Annotated in this window: 20 protein-coding genes and 1 tRNA gene; 13 read left to right on the top strand and 8 right to left on the bottom strand. The window is 63.5% G+C overall.

Annotation, left to right across the window (positions count from 1 at the left end; genetic code table 11):
* Positions 1–227 precede the first annotated feature (227 nt).
* Positions 228–303, top strand: a tRNA-Arg gene (locus GV790_RS27615).
* A gap of 245 nt (positions 304–548) precedes the next feature.
* Here the strand turns inward: GV790_RS27615 and GV790_RS27610 are convergent.
* Positions 549–1,451: a recombinase family protein gene (locus tag GV790_RS27610; RefSeq protein ID WP_163817564.1), complete on the bottom strand. Its 903-nt coding sequence runs from the start codon at positions 1,449–1,451 to the stop codon at positions 549–551.
* A gap of 427 nt (positions 1,452–1,878) precedes the next feature.
* Between GV790_RS27610 and GV790_RS27605 the strand changes: the two genes are divergently transcribed.
* Both GV790_RS27605 and GV790_RS27600 read left to right on the top strand, forming a co-directional pair.
* Positions 1,879–3,609: an ATP-dependent nuclease gene (locus GV790_RS27605; RefSeq protein ID WP_163817568.1), complete on the top strand. Its 1,731-nt coding sequence runs from the start codon at positions 1,879–1,881 to the stop codon at positions 3,607–3,609.
* Entirely contained in the window at positions 3,606–5,402 is a 1,797-nt protein-coding gene (locus GV790_RS27600) for an ATP-dependent helicase (RefSeq protein WP_163817562.1), read from the top strand. The genes GV790_RS27605 and GV790_RS27600 overlap by 4 nt, the downstream gene beginning before the upstream one ends.
* A gap of 48 nt (positions 5,403–5,450) precedes the next feature.
* Here the strand turns inward: GV790_RS27600 and GV790_RS27595 are convergent, their stop codons facing one another.
* On the bottom strand, positions 5,451–5,909 hold the full coding sequence (locus tag GV790_RS27595) for a hypothetical protein (RefSeq protein ID WP_163817560.1): 459 nt from the start codon (positions 5,907–5,909) through the stop codon (positions 5,451–5,453).
* Between the two features lie 1,599 nt (positions 5,910–7,508).
* Between GV790_RS27595 and GV790_RS27590 the strand changes: the two genes are divergently transcribed.
* Positions 7,509–8,102, top strand: coding sequence for a methyltransferase domain-containing protein (locus tag GV790_RS27590; protein WP_280210810.1), 594 nt, complete (start codon positions 7,509–7,511; stop codon positions 8,100–8,102).
* Positions 8,103–8,265: 163 nt separating this feature from the next.
* On the opposite strand, the gene GV790_RS27585 is transcribed toward GV790_RS27590, so the two are convergent.
* Positions 8,266–8,529, bottom strand: coding sequence for a hypothetical protein (locus GV790_RS27585; protein ID WP_306043378.1), 264 nt, complete (start codon positions 8,527–8,529; stop codon positions 8,266–8,268).
* A 243-nt stretch (positions 8,530–8,772) separates the two neighbouring features.
* Here GV790_RS27585 and GV790_RS27580 point away from each other — a divergent pair, with 243 nt between their 5' ends.
* On the top strand, positions 8,773–9,927 hold the full coding sequence (locus GV790_RS27580; protein ID WP_163817556.1) for a helix-turn-helix domain-containing protein: 1,155 nt from the start codon (positions 8,773–8,775) through the stop codon (positions 9,925–9,927).
* 272 nt (positions 9,928–10,199) lie between these two features.
* On the opposite strand, the gene GV790_RS27575 is transcribed toward GV790_RS27580, so the two are convergent.
* Positions 10,200–10,988, bottom strand: coding sequence for a helix-turn-helix domain-containing protein (locus tag GV790_RS27575; RefSeq protein ID WP_163817553.1), 789 nt, complete (start codon positions 10,986–10,988; stop codon positions 10,200–10,202).
* Between the two features lie 88 nt (positions 10,989–11,076).
* Here GV790_RS27575 and GV790_RS27570 point away from each other — a divergent pair, with 88 nt between their 5' ends.
* The 6 genes from GV790_RS27570 to GV790_RS31450 all read left to right on the top strand — a co-directional run bounded on the left by GV790_RS27570 (position 11,077) and on the right by GV790_RS31450 (position 16,098).
* Positions 11,077–11,442, top strand: coding sequence for a nuclear transport factor 2 family protein (locus tag GV790_RS27570; protein WP_163817551.1), 366 nt, complete (start codon positions 11,077–11,079; stop codon positions 11,440–11,442).
* A 260-nt stretch (positions 11,443–11,702) separates the two neighbouring features.
* A complete protein-coding gene (locus tag GV790_RS27565) occupies positions 11,703–12,503 on the top strand; it encodes an alpha/beta fold hydrolase (RefSeq protein ID WP_163817550.1) in 801 nt (266 codons plus the stop codon).
* A 217-nt stretch (positions 12,504–12,720) separates the two neighbouring features.
* Positions 12,721–13,713 carry a hypothetical protein gene (locus tag GV790_RS27560; RefSeq protein WP_163817548.1) on the top strand — a complete coding sequence of 331 codons (993 nt, stop codon included), beginning with the start codon at positions 12,721–12,723 and terminating at the stop codon, positions 13,711–13,713.
* Positions 13,706–15,166 carry a hypothetical protein gene (locus GV790_RS27555; protein WP_163817546.1) on the top strand — a complete coding sequence of 487 codons (1,461 nt, stop codon included), beginning with the start codon at positions 13,706–13,708 and terminating at the stop codon, positions 15,164–15,166. The genes GV790_RS27560 and GV790_RS27555 overlap by 8 nt, the downstream gene beginning before the upstream one ends.
* Before the next feature lie 57 nt (positions 15,167–15,223).
* Positions 15,224–15,676 carry a type II toxin-antitoxin system HicB family antitoxin gene (locus GV790_RS27550; RefSeq protein WP_256673565.1) on the top strand — a complete coding sequence of 151 codons (453 nt, stop codon included), beginning with the start codon at positions 15,224–15,226 and terminating at the stop codon, positions 15,674–15,676.
* A gap of 134 nt (positions 15,677–15,810) precedes the next feature.
* Complete coding sequence (locus GV790_RS31450) at positions 15,811–16,098, top strand: hypothetical protein (RefSeq protein WP_256673564.1); 288 nt, start codon at positions 15,811–15,813, stop codon at positions 16,096–16,098.
* A 209-nt stretch (positions 16,099–16,307) separates the two neighbouring features.
* On the opposite strand, the gene GV790_RS27540 is transcribed toward GV790_RS31450, so the two are convergent.
* The 3 genes from GV790_RS27540 to GV790_RS27530 all read right to left on the bottom strand — a co-directional run bounded on the left by GV790_RS27540 (position 16,308) and on the right by GV790_RS27530 (position 18,180).
* Entirely contained in the window at positions 16,308–17,024 is a 717-nt protein-coding gene (locus GV790_RS27540; protein ID WP_163817543.1) for a histidine phosphatase family protein, read from the bottom strand.
* A 183-nt stretch (positions 17,025–17,207) separates the two neighbouring features.
* On the bottom strand, positions 17,208–17,870 hold the full coding sequence (locus GV790_RS27535) for an SGNH/GDSL hydrolase family protein (protein ID WP_163817541.1): 663 nt from the start codon (positions 17,868–17,870) through the stop codon (positions 17,208–17,210).
* A gap of 19 nt (positions 17,871–17,889) precedes the next feature.
* Positions 17,890–18,180 (bottom strand): hypothetical protein, encoded by a 291-nt coding sequence (locus GV790_RS27530; protein WP_163817539.1) that lies wholly within the window; start codon positions 18,178–18,180, stop codon positions 17,890–17,892.
* Between the two features lie 12 nt (positions 18,181–18,192).
* Between GV790_RS27530 and GV790_RS27525 the strand changes: the two genes are divergently transcribed.
* Positions 18,193–18,822, top strand: coding sequence for a TetR/AcrR family transcriptional regulator (locus GV790_RS27525; protein WP_163817537.1), 630 nt, complete (start codon positions 18,193–18,195; stop codon positions 18,820–18,822).
* 18 nt (positions 18,823–18,840) lie between these two features.
* On the opposite strand, the gene GV790_RS27520 is transcribed toward GV790_RS27525, so the two are convergent.
* Complete coding sequence (locus GV790_RS27520) at positions 18,841–19,281, bottom strand: winged helix-turn-helix transcriptional regulator (RefSeq protein WP_163817534.1); 441 nt, start codon at positions 19,279–19,281, stop codon at positions 18,841–18,843.
* 82 nt (positions 19,282–19,363) lie between these two features.
* On the opposite strand from GV790_RS27520, the gene GV790_RS27515 reads away from it, so the two are divergent.
* The coding region (locus GV790_RS27515) for an MFS transporter (protein WP_163817532.1) at positions 19,364–20,062 on the top strand (699 nt) is incomplete at its 3' end.

The following is a 20,062-nucleotide window of genomic DNA, read 5'->3' as shown; positions in this document are numbered from 1 at the left end:
GCTCCCCCACCACGGGAGCAGGCGCGCCGGTCTCGGCCGCAGCCACCCCGCTCCCCACCCCCGCAACCACCATCGCTCCCGCAATAATCACCGACATCCGCCGCATATCCATCTCCTTCCACAACCTGTCCTAACCCCCTCATACCCCGTCTCCGGGATCGCACGCACCACAGATGCTGTCCCCACGCCCCACACCCGGTAGACTCCCACCGTCCCCCACCGGACTGGCCCTCGTAGCTCAGGGGATAGAGCACCGCTCTCCTAAAGCGGGTGTCGCAGGTTCGAATCCTGCCGAGGGCACCAGACCATTGCCTTTCAAACCTGTACCGACCGGTGCAGGTTTTTCTGTTTCCGCGCTGGTAGGCGGCGTATTGCGGATGGCATCCATCAGCTCCACGCCGTCAGTCGCCGGCCGTTGGTCCGCCGCGTCGATGCCATTGACCAGATCGGCGCTAGCTGCTTCGACGGGACTCGTCTCACGAGCGATCAGCTCGCCGCCGAGCAGCGTCTTGAATGGTTCGGCCAGTTCGACGCGGACCTCGTCTTGCTCAAGGTAGACCTTCTCGAAGAACGCCTGGTTGAACAGACGGCGGATGCTGCTGCTGGCCTCCAGATAGCCCGCGTAGCAGTTGCTGGCGTAGTTCAACGCGGTGCGCAAGTTTGTGTTCCACAACCTCGATGTTGAGCAGGCTGGCTTCCAGGCGGGACTCGATCCGAGCCAGTTGCTCGGCGATCCGGTCCTGTTCATCCTTCATCAGGTCGAGCGGAATCGCCCCTGCATAATGAGCTTGCAGGAGCTTGCCGCGCTCATCGAGCAGGCGCTTCCGTCGCGTGTCCAACTCTCTCGCTTCACGATCGGCGGCTTTCCGGCTCGCGGACAGTTCACCTCGGAGGCCGGCTTCGATCTGTTCGCGCAGTTCGGAAACCAGTTGGATTGCCTTGTATTCCTCTTCGACCAGTTCCTCGAAGCGCTCGATCAGGACGGCCCGCCGTTGGCAGTCGTTGAACTTCTGATGTCGTCCGAGGCATACGAAGTACGAATAGACGGTGCCGCGTCGGTTCTTCGCGTGGGTGACGATGAGCCTGCTCCCGCAGCCGCCGCAGAACACGGTCGACTTGAGGTAGTGCGGGTGCTCGCGCTGCTTCTCGCCGCTGACCCGTGACGTCAGTAGGGCTTGCACCAGTTGCCAGGTGACCGGATCGACCAGGGGCGTGTGTCGGCCGGGATGCGTCGCGCCGCGGTAGACAACTTCCCCCTTGCAATACGGCGAGCGCAGAATCGCTTGCAGCTTGGTGTATTCCACCGGCTTGGATGGGAGCTTCGGCGTCGGCCGAGTGGTCAGACCCTTCATCTCCAATTCCGCTGCCAGTGTCTTTAGCGTCCATTCTCCTGACGCGTATGCCTGGAAGGCCCAGGCGATCACGGGGGCGCGTTCGGGATCCACCACCACGGTGCGGATTTCAGCTCCTTGCTCATTGATGATGCCGACGTTGCGGTAGCCGAGGGGGGCTCGGTTCGGCGTGCCGCCAGTGCGGGCTTCTCGGTCATACCCTTCAGCAGGCCGATGGCTTGTTCGTCCGATTGCGGGATGGGATGCGGGACAATGCCAAAGCAGCAGACCTTGTGGCTTGGCTGGAAGAAGTTATTGCTACACCGCCGTCGAAGCCGCGGAACCGCAGCACAGGAGCTGCAGCATGAGACGTGACACTCGACGCCCTCTTGATGGCTCCCGCGCACTACCCGCAGCATCTTCATGGGCGTGTCATCCGGCGTGTCGCCACAAAGTTGCTGACACCTGTTCTATGTGTAACGCCCACCACTGTCCGCAACGACTTCTACTGCATCGAGAGGTGGAGCTATGAGCGAAGGTGGGACAGATGCACGTCTGTAGGCTCGCGGTGCGCAATTTCCGAAACCTGGCAGATATTGATCTTGAACTCCAGCCGGGGACAGTGATTGTCGGCGAGAATCGCGCCGGTAAGAGCAACCTGTTGCAGGCGTTGCGGCTTGTACTTGACCCGTCACTTTCGTACACCGACCTGAAACTTCGTCGCGAAGACTTCTGGGATGGGCTGTCCGGCGGCGACTCGACGTATGACCCGATGGCCGAAGGGGACGTCATCGAGGTCGTGGTCGAATTCACCGAGTTCGACGACGATCCGACGCTGATGACCGCGCTCGCAGACGGACTACTGTCGGAAAATCCTCTTCGCGCTCGGCTTACCTATCAGTTTGCCCCAATTGACACCGGTGAGACGACCCCTTCCGGAAAGCTGCCGTATGAGGGACGCATTTTTGGTGGCACGAACGAAGACCAGCAGATCTCGCGCGAGCTGAGACGGTATATCCACTTTCAATATCTGCATGCATTGCGTGACGTCGAGTCAGATATCAAGAGCTGGCGAAAATCTCCGCTTCGAGACTTGCTCGAAGCTGCGGCGCGGGCGGTGCCGGAGGACAAATTAGATGACGTTCGCAAAGCAATGAAGGACGCCAATGATGATCTGAACGCGTTAGATCAGATCAAACAGCTGGCGGACAGCATCTCCGGGGAGATTACAGACTTGGTCGGTTCGAACCACTCGGTGGACACCGAGCTGGCCGCAGCGCCCGAAGATCCGCTACGGCTTATCCGCGGTATGCGCGTATTCGTGGACGGTGACGCACACCGCGATCTCTCTACTGCAAGCCTGGGTACGTTGAATATTCTCTACATGGCGCTCTTGGAACTCGGCCTTCGGACACGCTTGATAGATACAGAAATTGCGCATGTTGTACTCGCGATCGAAGAGCCTGAAGCTCACCTCCATCCGCACCTTCAGCGCCTCATCTTCCGCCGCTTCTTGGGCGCTGACGACGAACAGCCACAGAGCATCCGCAACGTCCTGCTGACGACCCAGTCACCACACATCGCAAGCGTGGCGGATCCACGAAGCTTGGTTTTCCTGCGATGCGAGGACGGAACCTCAACAGCGGCCCTGGCTCACACTGCCGACCTCACAACTTCACAGTGGGGAGACATCGGCCGCTATCTTGACGCCACCCGTGCCGAGTTGGTCTTTGCACGAAAAGTGCTGTTGGTGGAAGGTTTCGCAGAGCAGGTCCTGGTTCCTAAACTGGCAGAGTCGATCGGTATCGATCTGGACAAGGCCGGCGTTACTGTCTGTGCCATCCACGGCACCCACTTTCTCGCTTACGCGCGCTTCTGCCAAGCACTAAGTATCCCATGGGCGATACTGACCGACGCCGATATTATCAATGGAAAGTGCCGCGGCGATCGCCGCGCACAGAAACTCATAGAAGACCTCCCCGCTACAGGAACCCCCGAAGAGAACGGTATATTCGTCGGCAGCGACACCTTTGAATACGACATCATCACCGCTCATGGAGACAATCTCACCAACTGTGTGGAGGTCCTGCGCTCCAACGCATCAAAGACGCTGGACACGATCAATCGCTGGCAGGGCAAACTTCCTGAAAAGGAAGAGTACTTGGATGTCATCAAGAAACAAGGTGGCAAGGGGAGATTTGCCCAACGCATCGCTGCCTGTGAACTTCTACCGCCCGATTATGTCGAAGCAGCGCTGAAATACCTGGTATCGGAATGAAGCTGACACAGGCTGTAGATGAGCTTCGATCGAACCCCGAACAGTGGCAGGCATTTGCAACCGACGGGCATGTTGTTGTACATGCCCCTCCAGGCAGCGGTAAGACCAAGCTACTCGCTACGCGAGTCGCCTTCGATCTTGTAAACAAAATTCCGCCACCCCACGGCGCTGCGTGCGTCACCCTGACAAACGCCGCAGCGGAGGAATTGCGCGCCCGGATCGAAGCGATCGGTTCATCGCGCAGGCCGACGCTATTTATAGGTACCGTACACAGCTTTGCGTATACAAAGATAATTCTGCCGTTTGCAGAACTGACGGGTAGAGCGGAGCTAACACACCGCTCGGTCGCCACCAAAGCAGAAACCCAATCAGCCATGAAGGCAGCCATTGCCAGTACTCCTAGCGCGGGGGATGACAGGTACCTAGACTCCACGATAAATGTCCTGCGCAATAGATTTGCCACAGACGAGCAATGGGCAGCCGCCGGTGACGTAGTTTTCGACGTGGCGCAGCGCTACCTAAACAACCTCGCGAGCGCGAACCTTATCGACTTCACAGGAATCATCGAGGCGGCAGTCGAGATCGTTGAGAAAAGCCGGACTGTCAGAAAGGTGCTGAACGCCAAGTACCCATCTATCTACGTAGATGAGTATCAAGACCTTGCGCCGGGCCTCGACAGGCTGGTTAAGGCCCTTTGCTTTGACTACTTCACCGAATCTGACTTGTTCGCCGTCGGCGATCCAGATCAAGCAGTGTTCGGCTTCAACGGCGCCAAACCGGAGTTGTTGCATGACCTGTCGTGCAGACAAGGCGTGACACCGATTCAGCTGAAATCAAACTACCGATCCGGCCATGAAATTCTTCGTGTTGCTAAGTCAATGAAGCACTCAGAATACGAGGTAGTTGGTAGACGTGTTGGAGGCCGTGTTCGAGCTACTTTTTGTCCTGGTGGCTCCGCTGGTCAGAGTGTCCAGGCCGCCGACTACATCCAGGAGCTTCAGCAGCAGGGTGTGTCACTCAATGAGATCGTGGTCATCTGCCCTGATAATCGTTTTTGTGGTGTCGCAGCAATAGCACTGAGACAGCGTCAATTGCCAGTGTTCTTTCGTAATAGCCAAGAATACGGACTCAGCACACTAACCAGCTTTGTTGAGCGCTGTGTGGTTTGGTCATCACTAGCCTGCGACGAGGACGAATATCGGCTAGCGGATCTACAACGCCGCTGGCGAAGCCTATTAGGCAATCATTGGGACTGGAGTCGAGCCGTGGAACTTACCCGAGTTCTACTTGAAATTCGCAGGCACCTCGATGATCCCGCGAGCAGTGCGATTGAATCCCTGCGGGATGCGGGCCTTGACATCGCCTCGAAACGACCTCAGTTCGCCGGGGACGCACCGGATGCCGAAGCGATGCATCTCGCTGTCACTACCGGGGCCTTGAAGGATTTTTCGACCCGTGCTTTTGCCCAAAGAGTGCGCAAGTCAGACTGTGTCGAAGTCACCACGATGACCTCTAGCAAGGGACTAGAATTCGATCATGTCGTCATTCTTGGCATGAACCAGAACCTGGTTCCGCATTTTAACGCGATCGGCAATCCGGAGAAAATGGCAGAAGAGCGCAGGAAGTTTTATGTGTCGCTAACCCGCGCTCGGGAATCTATCGAGGTCTATTATTCTGACCAGATCAATTGGACCAAGTCGACAAGCCGCGCAGAGCCGAGCATATTCCTTGATGAAGCGGGCCTGCTAGAGGCTCGTAGTACTCAGCCATTTTTTCGGCCTGGCTTCAACTAGGACCACAGCCAATTCGAGAGGCATGTGACCCGGTTCTATGACGTCGAGTTATTGCTTCCTACGGCGCGGCATCTTACGAGTCGTGTGCCACCGCCCCTCGGCCGGACTGCGCAGCTGTACGCCCGCACGCATAAGCGTGGCTCGAATCGTTGGTGCGGCGACGCCAAACTCTTTGGCAAGATCCGTCGTGGACCAGCCTGCTTGATACAGCGTGGCTGCTCGGTTCACTTGCCGATTCGTCATCTTGCGAAGCGACCGTTTCTCGACACCCTGCCGCTTCAGATGGGCGTCCACTGTCTGCGTGTGCATGCCGAACTCACGGGCCAGCTCTGCAATAGACGCACCAGCTCGGTACTGGGCCACCAGGTTCACGATCTCCTCAGGTGCCAGCTTCCGGTTCGGTTTGTACGGTCGTCGCTCGGTCTTTGCCGATGCGAGCTTGTGGGCGAGCTTCCTGGGCCGAGCACTTCCGACGGCTTCGCCGGGCTGTTCACCAAGCTTGGCCACTAGTCGCTCCAGGGGTCGCGGCATGTTTGAAAGCGCTCCGGTGAGGCGTACCAAAGCGGGTTCTTTCAAACCTCCACGGTTTGAAAGAGGTCCGCTTAGGTGCACAGCGTTTGCTCAGGTCAGGGAGGTTTCTTCCCGGCACCATCGAGCCATTCCGCCGCTTCTGTACGCAGTTTGTACGCCGCTCCAATTCCGTGTACCGGCTAGCTACGGCGCTCATCTCGCGGATCAGACCTGGTCAGCCGAGGCCGCAGCAGTCCGTCAAGAGGCCATCAACGAGACTATCGCCGGCGGACATACCGTCACGGAGGTCGGTGAACAGCTGGGCTTGACCAACGGCAGGATCAGTCAGCTACGCCGAACGAAGGGATGAATACCCACAGGCAGTCGCCGGAAGAGCTTTCCGACCCACTCTTGTCCCGCGTATGGTCGTCATACACCTGTATGGTCGTCATACACCTGTATGATCGTCATACGCCGAGCGGGTGGGACGCCGCAGCCACGACGCCCCACCCTGATGGGTTAGCTAGCCTTTCGAACTCGGCTGACCAGGAACAGAGCCCCGGCGATCACGGAAGCTGTCGCAACCAGAAGGCCGTAATCGACCGGGGCTTCTTTCTTGCTCCGACGGTGTTTAGCCATCCCCATCACCTCCTTTCCCGGCACGGCACGGTGACCAGGTCCCGTACCGCCCCTGAGCTGGAGGTCACGCCCAGCCTAATCCAGCGGCCCGGGTGGGAGGCCAAGAACGCAAACCGATCTGACTGGGTGTGCTGCACAGCCCAGTTGGCCGTGAACGCAGTGATCTCCCTTTCAAGCCGAGCGAGTGAGGCGTCGGACGAGTGCCACTCCCGCCGTTTCGAGGACCCGCGCCACGACCGCACGGCCGGCGAGATCGGTCGTCCCGCTGTGACGATCGCGCCTGCGACATCAGTGAATGCCTTGCTGCCCGGACACAGCAAGTAACGACGGCATCGGCTGCCCACGGGCCTCTTCTGCCGCGACCGCCGCTGCTCCGATTTCGGAGTGGCACGACTGCCACATCGCGAATGAACGAGATGTGTCCTATCGGGGCAAGCCAGCCGTAATAGTCACGGTGTAGCTGTCGCCGCCGAACCGGATTTGTGCATAGATGCCGTTCGGCCACTGGAGCACCACTCCGATGGCCCGACCTCGTTCGTTGGGACTGATACCCGTCCAGCCTCTTCGACTTCGGTCACAGCTGGTCCGAGATCGGAACCTGTTTACCCCGCCGTCCAACAATAGGGGAACCTCGTACTCCGTGTTGCACACCGCTTGTGGTCTAATCGACCGGTGATGATCTTCGCGCGCCGTTGGTGGCACCTGTCCTAGCGGCCGAAGACCCTGTGTGGCCGCCTCATCCGCGGCCCTGTCCTGTCGTCGGGCGACAGCTCGTTCCAGCCGTGTGGGTGGCGCTGGAATCGAGGAAGGACAACCCACCAATGCCCTACACCGACGAACAGTCGCCAGCCGAAAGCTTCGGCCGAATCCTAGTCAGCTCTCGCTCGCTCGACGAATACCGAGCGATGTTCAACCTCACCGACGCCGACCTCCGTTCACGGATACTCGACTGCCCCAGTGGCGCAGCGGGATTCACCGCCAAAATATGCCGCCAAGGTGGTGATGTCACCGCGTGCGATGTCGCATATTTTCGACGGTGGCATCGACAAGGTCGCAGCAACCGCCCTGACCGAGGTCGAGCGCGGCAACCGATTTGTGCGCTCCCACCAGCACCTCTACAAGTGGAGTCGCTTCACCGACCCCGAACAGCACCGGCTCCGGCGCCATCACGCGGCCGAACGCTTCGCCACCCATACCCGACAAGACCCGAGCCGCTACGTCCCCGGACGGTTGCCCCGGCTTCCCTTCCCCGACAATGATTTCGACCTAGTACTCAGCTCGCACCTACTGTTCAGCTATGCCCAGGACCTCGACTACGACTTTCACCTCAGCGCCCTGATCGAGCTGATGCGAGTCGCCCATGGTGAACTGCGTGTCTTTCCGCTCGTACCGATCGGCGAGGCCTCCCGCTACCCGCGTCTGGACAATCTGCTCGCCGACTTACGCACGCACGCGATAGACGGCCGGATCGTCGATGTCGACTACGAGTTCCAGGTGGGCGGAACCGAAATGCTGATCTGTCGTCCGATCACCGACCAGTCAGCATGCTGAACAGCGATCTCAGCGGTCGACCGATGTCGCCAAGTCCGATCGGCGACAGCGGCCAACGCTCACGTACATAGCGGACGTTCCCTCTGTCACCGCCGTGGCCACAACACCGCCCACACTAGTACACCAATCGGCACAGCGATCACGACGACCCAGCCGAGCGTCATCACCAGTCGCCCCTCACCAGTCCCCAGCGGGCGAAGGACAACCGGGGCAAGATCACCTCCACGTCGGCCACGTCCATCACCCTGTTCAGCTCCAGCGGTCCGAGATGATCCGGTGCGGGCAGGATCACCACCTCCGCCCCGGCATTGCGGACTTGCTCGGCCACGGGCAGCACCGAGCGTTCGCCCGGCCATACGACGCGGTAGCCGAGCCGTCGCGCGAATCTCGGTATCTGTGCCCGATCCCACTCGGATGCGGTACTCATCTCGTAGTCGATCCATCCGAATGCGTTCGGCCGCATCGTTTCCCCTTCGCTCTACGGCTGGGTCGCGCCCGCCGCCGGGGAACCGGTGCCGGTCCGGTTCGGTATCCGGCGGCGGGGCTGAAACGAAGGGTATGAGTGGATTTTTCGGCCAGGGGCCACCTTGCCGCCCACATCGGTCTACACCCCGCGACAGAACACGGCACTGCCCTACCGCGCAGGCCTTGCGCGGTTACCGTGGAATCCATGGACTCCGCTGAGGAGCACGTCACCGGTGAGCGACTGCGCGCCGCACGAGAGGCAGCCGGGCTGAGCCTGTCCGCGATGGCCGCGCGCACGCACTACAGCAAGCCGCTACTCGGGATGTTGGAGACCGGGCAGCGCCAGATCAGGCCGGAGCACGTGCGCGCTTACGCCGACGCGCTCGGGATCGGGTCAGCGCTGTTCGTGGAACCGGACGACGGGGAACGGGCGGCGGCGGAATGGATTGCGCGCGTGGCATCCTCCGACATCGGCGGGGACACCCTGGAACGGCTGGAACTGGCCGTGGACGACTTGGCGGCAAGCTACCCGACCACGCCACCAGGCGAACTGCTGGTGAGCATCCGGCAGCATCTCGGCTACGCCGGGCGACTCATGGACTCCCGCAAGACCTTGGCCCAGCACCGCCGCCTGCTGGTCGCCGTCGGATGGCTCTCGCTGTTGGCGAGCACATGCCATATCGACCTGGACGAGACCTCGGCGGCAGCTGCGCGCGGGCATCTCGCGTGGAAACTGGCCGACGAAGCCGGACACCCCGAGATCGCGGCGTGGTGCCTGGAAACACGGGCGTGGCAACAACTCACGAACGGCGCGTACCCCGAAGCAGCCGAGTTGTCCCGCGCGGCCCAGGCCATCGCGCCGGCGGACAGTTCGGCATACATCCAGGCCACCGCACAGGAGGGTCGCGCCCTCGCCCGGCTCGGGGACAGCAAGGGCACCTACAACGCGCTGCGCAGAGTCGCGCGCCTGGTCTCTGGGCTGAGCACGCCCGACCGGCCGGAACATCACTTCCGTTACGACCCGGCCAAATCGGACGCCTACGTGGCCACCACGTTGTCCTGGCTCGGAGATCCGGCAGCGGAGACCTACGCCCGGCACGTCCTTGCCGATCTCCAGCGTTCGCCGACCGCCCGACCGCGCCGGATCGCGTCGGCGAACCTGGACCTTGGGTTCGCCCTGGTATCGGCGGACAAGGCGGAGGAAGCCGCCCACGTTGCCCTGGCGGCGGTGGAGTCCGGCCGCCTGGTCCCGTCCAACTACTGGCGGGTGTCCGAAGTGGTCACGGGGATAGCGGAGCGGGGCGCGCCGGATGCGGCAGTGGTCCGCGAAGCATTCCGCGATATCTATCGGACGGTCTAGCGTCCGACGACGGACACCATGCTCGACGGGGCGCGTTCCACTCAGTTCGCGAGATCCTGGTGTCGATGGCGCGCTGGGCCGTAAACGCTTGACCGGCATGGTGATACCGCGCGCTCGCACAGTCGCAATGCCGCGAGTATGCGCAAAGTGTCACCTGGAACGGGGATCCCGACCTGGGCTTGGTCTAGCGGCGTTGATCGCCGACTGTGTATCCGCGCACCGTCACACGGCGCACGGCTGACTCACTGCGGGCTACCCTGACGCGCATCGGGTCAGGGCCAGGTGTCCTGCCCCATCCGGAAGAAGGAGCGAGTTTCCGGGGACGCCGGCAGATAGGCTTCGACAGCGATCTCATCCACAGCCACGTCGAAAGCCGCGCCGAAGGTTGTGACGGTGTTGATCAAGCAGAGTTCGGTTCCGTGATGGGCGATTCGCAGCTCTAGCGCGATCTCGGCCGGGTCGGGCGGTCCGGGCTCGGGGTCGGGGCCGAACGACGCCAGTTCCTCGTACAGGGCGTGCAGTTGCGGATCTCCGCTGCGGGCGGCCTGGTGGGCCAGCCGGGGCAGTAGGTAGCCGCGTACCTGGTCGAGGTTGCGTAGTCGCTGGGCGAGGCCGTTCGGATGCAGACCCAGCCGCATCATGTTGATCGGCGGTTCGAGTAGTCGTGGGTCGGCGCCCTGGAGGAATATCTCGACCGCGCTGTTGGCAAGCAGCAGGTTCCAGCGGCGGTCCACGGCGAGCGCCGGGTAGGGCTCGTGTCCCAGCAGAACCTGCTGGACCGTCTCCCGCACCCGGGCCAGGTCGGGGTCGTCCAGCGGGTGCTGACCGAAGATCGGCGCGTGCCCGGCGGCGACGAGCAGCCGGTTCCGTTCGCGCAGGGGAATACCGAGCCGCTCGGCCAGATGGAGAACCATCGCACTGCTGGGGATGGTCCGCCCGGTTTCGATGAAACTGATGTGCCGAGCCGACACTTCGGCGTGAATGGCCAGGTCGAGCTGGGTCAGCCGGCTGCGGTGCCGCCATTCGCGCAAGAGCTCACCGATGCGACGATCGTTCGTCATTCCCCCGAGTGTGCCCACCGGCCGGGTGCCCCGGCAATTACCAGGCAGGTAATCGACAATGCACCTCCGGGCCCACAACAGTGATGGCATGCACAAGACCAATAAACAGTTGGTAGTCGAGGGCTTCCGGGAATTCGCCAAAGGCAATGTCGAGGTCCTCCGCACGCTGCTGCGGGAAGATTTCGTCGAGCACAGCCCGGGCAATCCCAGCGGGCGCGAGGCGTTCATCGAGTTCATCGCTTCCGCGCCGGTTGCCGCGTCGCGGCTGGACCTCGCGCGGGTCATCGCGGAAGACGACCTCGTGGTCATGCACTACCGGATGACCACGGCCGACGATGAGAACGGGATGGCCGTCGTGGACATCTGGCGGCTCGAGGACGGGCAGATCGTCGAGCACTGGGACGTGGTCCAGCCCGTGCCCGAGGCCGGCCGGATCCCGAATGGGATGTTCTGATTCGAAGAACACGGCCGGCTTGCGCGGTGCTGAGCGCTTGGCGGCCGAAAACGCACGGAACGCGCTGCACGGCAGAAGGTTCCCGCCTTGTGGAGCCCTGGATTGCGCGCATGGGCGTGACGATCAGGGTCGCGAATTCTCGCGCGATCGCCCCATCGAAGATGATCACCACGCCGCTTCCCGAACTCGGCGCGAGGGTGTCAGCGGAGGTGTCAGCACGGTATCAGGGCGGTGTCAGCCCGGGCGGCGACTGTATTCACATGACGAACACAACGATCTCCCAGACCAACGATTCGACCGCAACGGCGTGGACCGGCATGGTGCCCGTCGAGGACACCGCCCTGTACGTGACCGACACCGGCGGCACCGGCACTCCGGTGGTTTACCTCAACGGCGCCTACGCCGACCACAAGCACTGGCGGAAGGTGATCGCCGAGCTCGGGCCCGGCCTGCGACACATCACCTTCGACGAGCGGGCCCGCGGCAAGTCGCAGCAATCGTCCGACTATTCCTTCGAGGCGTGCCTGCGCGATATCGACGCCGTCCTCGCCGCACGCGGGGTGGATCGCGCGATTCTCGTCGGCTGGTCCTACGGCGGGGTGCTGGCCTGGCACTGGACCGACCGCAACCCAGACCGCGTTGCCGGCGTGGTCACCGTCGACTCCGCACCCTACGGACTCACCGGCGCCGAAGGAGCCGAACGTATCCGGAAACTGTTCCACCGCATGCGGTTCCTGCTCCCGCTGACCCGTCCGTTCGGAATGGCCGCGCGGATGAGCGCCGCCCAGCACGCCGAGGTCAATATCGAACTCAACGAGATCGCCGACGCCAGCGGCCCGGTCCTCGAGCGCCTGCGACGGCCGGTGCGGTTCGTGGTGGCCACCGGTAACAGCCTCGGCAGCGAGGACGGCGAGATGGAAAAGGCGCGGACCTCACTCGAGCCGGTATTCGCCAACAACCCGAATGTCGTGCTCAGCGCGAAGGTTTCCAGCAATCACTCCAAGATCCTGAGCAAAGACTTCCGCGCCATCGCCGACGCGGTCCGCGAGATCGCAGCGTGAGCCGACGACGTCACCGCCCTGACTCGAGCCGACCTCCACGAGACCGCACTGCACTCTGTGTGGTCCGGTCTCGCCAGTTCGAGGTTCGGGAGGCGGATGGCCGTCCCACAGATCCCGCCCGCCCTGGCCGGACCGGAGTGTGCATCCCGTCCAACCTGTGCCACCTGGCCGATATTCTCCGCTACGTAGTTGAGCCGCAATGGTCTTGGAGGGTGCGATGGTAGAACAGCTCGACGTAGGCAGCGCCAAGGAGGGCATCGGCAGGACCGTCGACGGTATCGGAAAGGCGGCGCGAACCGCTTCATCGCAGCTCGCCGGGCAGGTTGGCAACGTCAAGGTCGCTGCCAGAGGCAGAGTCGAGAAGCTGACTGCGAAACGACCGGACCCCTACGAAGTGGCCGTAGCGGAATACAACGGCGCCTTCACGGCGATGGCCGACAGGGGCCTGTCGCTGTTGCGTCAGCGCGAACGTTCGACGGACTTGATCGAGCTGGTCGAGCAGTTGGTGAACAGTATCGCCAACACCCCGAAATCATTCGACACTGACTTCGACGAGATCGAGCTACATCGGAATCGGTTCTCGAGCGCGGAGGAATTCGCGCACAAAGAGCTGGTAGCGGCGCGACGGTCGGCTGCCGGTGCCGGTGCCGGGTTCGCGGCGGGCACCGCCGTAGCGGGCCTGGCACCGTCGGCGGCGATGTGGGTCGCCACCACCTTCGGGACAGCGTCGACCGGCACCGCGATCTCGACCCTTTCCGGGGCGGCAGCCAGCCAGGCAGCACTGGCGTGGCTCGGTGGCGGCGCGCTGGCGGCCGGTGGCGGCGGCACTGCGGCAGGCACCACACTGCTCGCGCTTGCCGGCCCGATCGGCTGGTCAATCGCGGGCGCAACCCTTCTCGCGTCGATCGCCCTGTTCGCGAAGAAGAAGTTCGAGAATCGAGAGGCGAAGCACGAAGCGCTGACCGCGATCAAGCGCAACACCGCCCTCGTCAAAGGCATGGATGCCCAGATCGACGACCTCCTCCAGCGGACGACCTTGCTCCGCGAAGGGCTGGTAAAGAGTTACGGCGAAGCATTGGTGCACTTCCGAGCCGATTTCCACGCGCTCTCCCCTGCCGAGCGGTCGACACTCGCGACGTTGGTGAACAACACGAAGTCGTGCGCGACCATGCTGAGCGCGCGCATCGAACAGGATGCCGATAGTGAGTGACGCTGCCGAGTTCGTCACGAGCATCCAAGAACAGGCAATAGCTTCGTGGGTGAGCTATCTCAACCAGCTCCGCATAGACAGACTTCTGAGCGCGCTCAGCCAGCAGGACCAGAACCTTTGGGACGCGCTCACCAGCGTCGATGAAGCCGTCAGGAAGATCGACCTCGAGGTCGTCGCCGCCAACCGCGGCGGACAGCATGGCATGCATGGCTTCATCGCCGAGATCGCCGAGGTGGGGATCGGCAATGCCCGAAGGCAGATCCTCGGCCACGAGGCCGTCTACCAGTGGGTCAACGACAACGGACCCGTCGACCTGATGCGCGGAAGTGTCGAGATCCAGCAGAAATTCGTCGCGGCGGGTGGCCGTTTCTCACTGGGCGCGATCGCCGAGCACCTCCAGAAATACCCCGAATACGTGCGCAACGGTGGGAAATATCAGATACCCCGTGATCATTTCGAGGTGATCCAGCAGCTACATGCCTTATCGCCCGAGGAAGCGAGCAAGCTGCTTTCACGCAGCGGCGACGGACCTTCCCTCAGAGACTGGCAGCGGGTCCAGGCGTTCTTCCAAGACAGATCGGTCGGCTTCGAATCGCTCGAACCCTCGACGCTCGAGTACAGCGAAGTGCAGCGCGATGCCTACACCTCGACCATGGCGGCCGAGAAGCGCTCGCTCCACGCCACGGATCGGTCCCTGCGCGACGATGCCTACCAGCGCAGCCGTCCGACGGTGCGAGAAGGAGGCACGGCCGCACTCACGGCTGCCGCGACTGCGGGCGGGACCGCGTTCGTACTGGCGGTGGCCGCAAAGCGTCGGGAAGGCAAGCGGCTCAGTGAGTTCAGCGAGCGCGACTGGATAGACATCGCAGCCGAAACCGGCTCGGGTTTCGGCGAGGGTGGCGTCCGAGGACTGAGCATCTACGCGCTCACCAACTTCACCGCGACCTCCGCGGCCGTCGCCAGCTCGATCGTCACCACATCGTTCAGCATCGCAGAGCAAGCGAACAAACTCCGCCGGGACCAGATCGACGAACTCGAGTTCATCGAGACCTCCGAGCTCCTCGCCTTGGAGGCCGCAGTACGCGCGCTGGCCTCTTTCGTCGGCCAGGCGACCATCCCCATCCCGGTCCTCGGGGCCGTCATCGGCACCACGGTCGGCACTGTGCTGTACAGGGCCATCGCATCTTCGTTGACCAAGCGAGAGGCTGCGCTGATCAAGCATTACCTCGACGAGCAGCGCACGCTCGACGAGCAACTCACCGCCGAGTACCAGGCCATACTGGCAAAGCTGGATCAGAGCATGTCGAGCTATCTCGGGCTGCTCGAACGAGCCTTCTCGCCTGACGTGCAGGTCGCGCTCGTCGGATCGGTCGAGCTGGCGATGGAACTCGGCGTGGCTTCGGAGGAGATCCTCGATACCGATGAGAAGGTCGACGCCTACTTCCTCGATTAGCACCCCCCCCGGCAGCGCCCAGCAGCCAAGTACGTGACGTACTTGACGTACTCGCCGATGCAGAGCATTCTGGAGTCGGCGATCAGGGAGGTATCGATGTCCGCCATTCACTACGACAGCTACACCTCGGCACGTGCCCATCTGAAGCAATTACTCGACGCCGCAGACGAAGGACGGGTGGCCACAGTGACGCGCGATTCGCGTCAGGCCGCCGTCGTCGATGCTGAGAGATTGCGGTATGCCCTGTCGCGACTCTGTCCGCAGGCAAAGGTAGTCAACGAAGACGACGCTTGGTGGGCGTTTATCGATGGGACGCCGATCGCGGCCGACGGTGCGACCTTCGATGAGGCGATCCTGGAGCTGATCGACGCCCTGCGTGAGTACGCCGAGGACTGGCAGGGCGGACTACGGACCGCCTCCGACCACACAGAGAATTGGGGGCTTGTTCAATTGGTCGAGCTCAGTACCGATGAGCAGCTGCGAGATTGGCTGGTCGGGGCGGCGCGGTGAACCGGCCGGAGCCGACGCGGGAATATCATGAGCAGTTCTGTCAGATCGAACAGTGGCAGCGGGTTCGCGACTCCCGGGGACGCACCGGTACACATCACGTCACCTACCAGCTGCCGCTGCCGAACGGAAGAACCTTGCGAACCCGGATCTCCCGCCCGGTGGACCGCACCGGATATGGGCCGTCGATGTGGGCACATATCCTCCGTGATCAGCTGGTCGTCGACGAGTCGGCCTTCTGGGCGTGCGTGCTGGACAAGGTTCGTCCGGACCGAGGGCTGCGCGCCACCCCCCGAGAGTCGCTGCCGACCGACCTCGTCCACCTGCTGATCCACCGTGTCGGCTTGAGCGAGGCGGAGGTGGCCTCGATGTCGAAGGCGGCCGCGATCGAGCGGTTGAACCGGTACTGGGTGGACGAGGCCTGACCGGACCATTCGAGCGCGACGGCCCGTACCTGCGCCGTCTTCGGTTCGATCACCGCCCCCACGCCACGGATGAGCTGCGAGCGCACGTCGTTCACCATGACTTGGGCCGCCCCAGCGTTGCCGGCGGCGGTGCGTGTGCTGACGCTTGGCATCGCGTCGTTCGCAACACCCGTCAGCGCACCTACCGCCGGCGAACCGGATGTAAAGGTTCAGGCCGCGGGATGGCCGTCCCACGACACCAGCTTCCAGCCCTTGGCCGGGGTGCCCTTCACGACCACCCGTCCGGTGTTGTGCAGCGGATCGGACTGGAGCTTGCTCATATCAGGGTTCGAGACCGACATGAGTGCCCAGAACATGATGGCGCCGCCGTGCGAGAAGATCACCGCGCGCTTGTTGCCGCGGTCCTGGATGTCCTGGATGGAGTCGTCCATGCGCTTCTTGAATTCGTGGCCGTTGAGCGAACCGGGGATCCTGGCATCCAGGTTGCCCTGCAACCACTGGATCGGTGCGGCCAAGTAGCCCTCGCGCGCGTCCTTCTCCGGGGTGCCCTCGTAGATGCCCGCCTCGATCTCGTGGAATCCCTCTTCGACGACCGTCGGATGGCCGCACAGCTGGGCGGTCGGCTCCGCCGTCTGCTGGGTCCGCACCATCGTGGACGCGTAGACACCGTCGAACTTGCAATCGCCCAGCAGCTGGGCCACCGCGGCGGCCTGCACCCGCCCCTTCTCGGTGAGGCCGGGTCCCGGCACGGAAGTGTCGATCAGACCGGAGGTGTTGCCTGCCGATTCACCGTGGCGGACAAAGGTGAGGAACATTTCCCCGGTGTGCGGCGCCGCGGCCGCGCTACCGGCTCCGGCTGCCATCAGCGCCACCGCCGCGATGATCGTCGCGATCACCGCGAACAGGCGAGACTTCATCAGATTCATTGGGACTCCTCGTGGATATGCTGCGCACCACACTGGGACGTGTCAGTGGCCGGAGTCACATTAAGAGCGGCTCGACGGGCGTCGAGCTCGATCTCCCGGTGGATGGGAAGCTTCGGCTACGTTCCGGTACCGATTTCGCCCACGAGTCGAGCAGGGCCCGCGTTACCTGGTAAACACGCACCCTCACCGGATCGCCGGCACACCAGCCAGTCCCCGGATGACTTCAGCGGCCATCACCGCCTGGCCGGAGGTGGAGAAGTGGATGCGGTCGGCGCTGAGCAGGTTGTCGCGATCGTTGACCGGGTGGTTCCACATATCGATGACGAGGGCACCGTAGTCGCCGGCGACGCGGCGGGTGATGTCGTTCATCGCCCGGCTCCGCTGGTTCCAGTCGGCAAATGACGGCATGACGAATGCTCTGCCGAGCGTGAAGGTGATCAGTTGGGCGCCGGTGCGGGAGGCGGCGTCATACATGCGGCGCAGCGTCTGTTCGATCTCGTCGAAATCGGGGTCACGGCGCATGATGTCGTTGGGGCCGCAGGGAAGATGCAGCAGGTCGGGGGCGAATTCGGCCATTCGGTCGAGCTGGCCGGTGATGGTCTCGGACGTGGTGGCGCCGATCTCCGCGAGGTTGCGGTACTGCGCATCGGGGGCGACGAGCCGAAGGGCATCCGCGACTCGGTCCGCCCACCCCTTGTTCGCATAGCCGGGCGTGGGGTCGCCGATACCGGCGGACAGGCTGTCGCCGATGACGCCGAATCGGCGCCAGGGGGCGTCGACCAGTAAGGCGGCGGCGGTTGCCTCGGAAAGGCAGAGGGGGTCGGTGTGTTCGGTCATGTCCGGCATGTGCGGCTCCTTGTTTCGGTTACGACGTGCGGGTACGGGCAGTGAGGCCGAGGGCGGTGGCGGCGGCGAGGACGGCGAGCATCGCCATGAAGGCAGCCGCGCACAGAATCCACACGATTGCCGTCGAATGGTCACGACCCCTCGTGTTCGAAGTGAGCGATTGCTCGGCGGTTACGCCATCCATCGGGCATTCCTCCTCGCCCGCACCGGGCTCGGCGACGTACCCGAGCACGTTCCGATGCGACACCGATAACAATACGGTCGACCGTATGTATTTCTCAACCCGTCGACCGGATTCCCCGAGCGGCATACGATCGACCGTATGGTCACCACTGGGCACCCAACGGCGAGGGAAAGCGCCGACCTGCGGCTACAGCGGGGAGCCCGCTCCCGGCGCGCAGTCACCCGCCGCGCCGTCGACATCGCCTCGCAAGATGGTCTCGACGTCCTCAGCTTCGGGCGCCTCGCCGGAGATCTCGGCATGAGCAAGGCCGGCATCCAGACTTTGTTCCGGACCAAAGAGGCACTACAGCTCGCGACCGTGGAAGCAGCGCAGGAAGCCTTCGCCGAAGCCGTCGTCCGGCCCGCCGAGGATGCCCCCGCCGGCGCCGCGCGAATCCGTGCGCTGGTCGACCGGTGGATCGACTACGCCGCACAACCCCTGTTCGCCGGCGGCTGCTTCTGGGGCGCGAACCTGCCGATCTTCGACAGCCGGCCCGGCCCGGTCCGAGATGCGCTATCGGCGCAACAGCGCGCGTGGCACACGACTCTCGCGACGCAATTCGAACTGGCCGTCACCGCAGGAGAGGTCGCCGACCTCGATCCCGCGGTGGCCGCCTTCCAGGTCAGCGCGGTATTGAATGCGGTCAATCTGGCCCTGCGCCTGGGCGAGGAGGACAGCGTGAGCATGGCGCGGCAGGTGATCGACGGCCTGCTCGCGGGCGGCACGTGAAGGAGACCGCCGGCCGCGCTAGTCGACTTTCAGTACTCGCGTGTTGTCCGGCCCGAGCGGCGCACCGTCCGCGTCGATCGGCGCCAGCGGCTGGACCGGCGTGCCGCGTTCATCGACGAGGGCGGAGCGGGTTTCGCCTGGGCCGAATGCGTGCCGTTCACCCCATTGCCGCAGCGTCACGATGACCGGGAACAGGTCGCGGCCGGCTTCGGTGAGTACGTATTCCCTGCGGCGGCCGGAGGGGGCGGTGCGCTGGGTGATCAGGCCGTGGTCGGTGAGTTTGCGGAGGCGGTCGGTGAGGATATTGCGGGCTATGCCGGTGCGGCGCTGGAATTCGGTGAACGATCGAGCGCCGTCCATGGCGTCGCGGATGACGAGCAGACTCCACCGGTCGCCGACGAGGTCGAGGGTGCGGGCGACCGGGCAGTGCGGGTCGGTCCAGCTCACAGTGGGCGGCATGTCACCTTTCCGATCAGTTGCAGTTTGAAACCATCATGCCTTACCGTCAGATCAGTTGCATTTTGCTACCGATTGGATGGTGATGGGTGTTCGGCAGCGAGCTCTGCTCGCACTGGTGTGTGGTGTCGCGGTCGCGAGCATCTATGCCGCGCAGGCGATTCTGGAGCCAATGGCGCGCGATCTCGGCGTGCCGGCCGAACGCGCGGGGTGGTTCGTCGCTGCTGCTCAGCTCGGCTACTTGGCCGGCTTGATCCTGCTGGTTCCGCTCGGCGATGTGGTCGCCGACCGGCGCGGCCTCATTGCCGCGCACCTCGCGCTGATCGCCGCTGCGCTCCTCGTGACCGCGACGGCGTCGGCCGCGTGGGTGGCGTTCATCGGCCTGGCGTCGACCGGGGTGGTCGCGGTCGTCGTGCAGACCACGGTGGCCTACGCGGCGTCGGTCTCGACGCCTGGTGAACGCGGACGAAATATCGGCGTGGTGACCGCTGGGGTGGTGATCGGCATCCTGGGCGCGCGAGTCGTCACCGGAGGGCTCGCCGACCTGTGCGGCTGGCGCAGCGTCTACGGTGCGCTCGCCGTGCTGTCGGTCGTCCTGGCCACTCTCGTCCGCGTCGCACTGCCGCACCACGCAGATACTCCGCACCACGCAGGCAGTCCGCACCATCCAGCCCCCTCGCACCACCCAGCCACTCCGCACCACCCCGGTCGACGCCAGGCCGATGAACGCCCCCCACGCGGCCGCCGCCGTCGCGGTCACGAGGAGCGCAGCGGCGATCAGCGC

Source organism: Nocardia cyriacigeorgica, assembly GCF_010858045.1.
Lineage (GTDB): Bacteria > Actinomycetota > Actinomycetes > Mycobacteriales > Mycobacteriaceae > Nocardia > Nocardia cyriacigeorgica_E.
The sequence above is the reverse complement of the archived record's forward strand: the minus strand, read 5'-3'. Positions and strand labels throughout refer to the sequence as shown.

What these genes read in the sequence shown, in the direction of transcription:
- GV790_RS27565 (WP_163817550.1), top strand. Translation starts at nt 11,703, where the DNA reads ATGACGAACACAACGATCTCCCAGACCAACGATTCGACCGCAACGGCG.
- GV790_RS27540 (WP_163817543.1), bottom strand. Translation starts at nt 17,024, where the DNA reads ATGAATCTGATGAAGTCTCGCCTGTTCGCGGTGATCGCGACGATCATC.
- GV790_RS27580 (WP_163817556.1), top strand. Translation starts at nt 8,773, where the DNA reads ATGGACTCCGCTGAGGAGCACGTCACCGGTGAGCGACTGCGCGCCGCA.
- GV790_RS27575 (WP_163817553.1), bottom strand. Translation starts at nt 10,988, where the DNA reads ATGACGAACGATCGTCGCATCGGTGAGCTCTTGCGCGAATGGCGGCAC.
- GV790_RS27520 (WP_163817534.1), bottom strand. Translation starts at nt 19,281, where the DNA reads ATGCCGCCCACTGTGAGCTGGACCGACCCGCACTGCCCGGTCGCCCGC.
- GV790_RS27605 (WP_163817568.1), top strand. Translation starts at nt 1,879, where the DNA reads ATGCACGTCTGTAGGCTCGCGGTGCGCAATTTCCGAAACCTGGCAGAT.
- GV790_RS27560 (WP_163817548.1), top strand. Translation starts at nt 12,721, where the DNA reads ATGGTAGAACAGCTCGACGTAGGCAGCGCCAAGGAGGGCATCGGCAGG.
- GV790_RS27535 (WP_163817541.1), bottom strand. Translation starts at nt 17,870, where the DNA reads ATGCCGGACATGACCGAACACACCGACCCCCTCTGCCTTTCCGAGGCA.
- GV790_RS27570 (WP_163817551.1), top strand. Translation starts at nt 11,077, where the DNA reads ATGCACAAGACCAATAAACAGTTGGTAGTCGAGGGCTTCCGGGAATTC.
- GV790_RS27530 (WP_163817539.1), bottom strand. Translation starts at nt 18,180, where the DNA reads ATGCCGCTCGGGGAATCCGGTCGACGGGTTGAGAAATACATACGGTCG.
- GV790_RS27585 (WP_306043378.1), bottom strand. Translation starts at nt 8,529, where the DNA reads ATGAGTACCGCATCCGAGTGGGATCGGGCACAGATACCGAGATTCGCG.
- GV790_RS27525 (WP_163817537.1), top strand. Translation starts at nt 18,193, where the DNA reads ATGGTCACCACTGGGCACCCAACGGCGAGGGAAAGCGCCGACCTGCGG.
- GV790_RS27550 (WP_256673565.1), top strand. Translation starts at nt 15,224, where the DNA reads ATGCAGAGCATTCTGGAGTCGGCGATCAGGGAGGTATCGATGTCCGCC.
- GV790_RS27600 (WP_163817562.1), top strand. Translation starts at nt 3,606, where the DNA reads ATGAAGCTGACACAGGCTGTAGATGAGCTTCGATCGAACCCCGAACAG.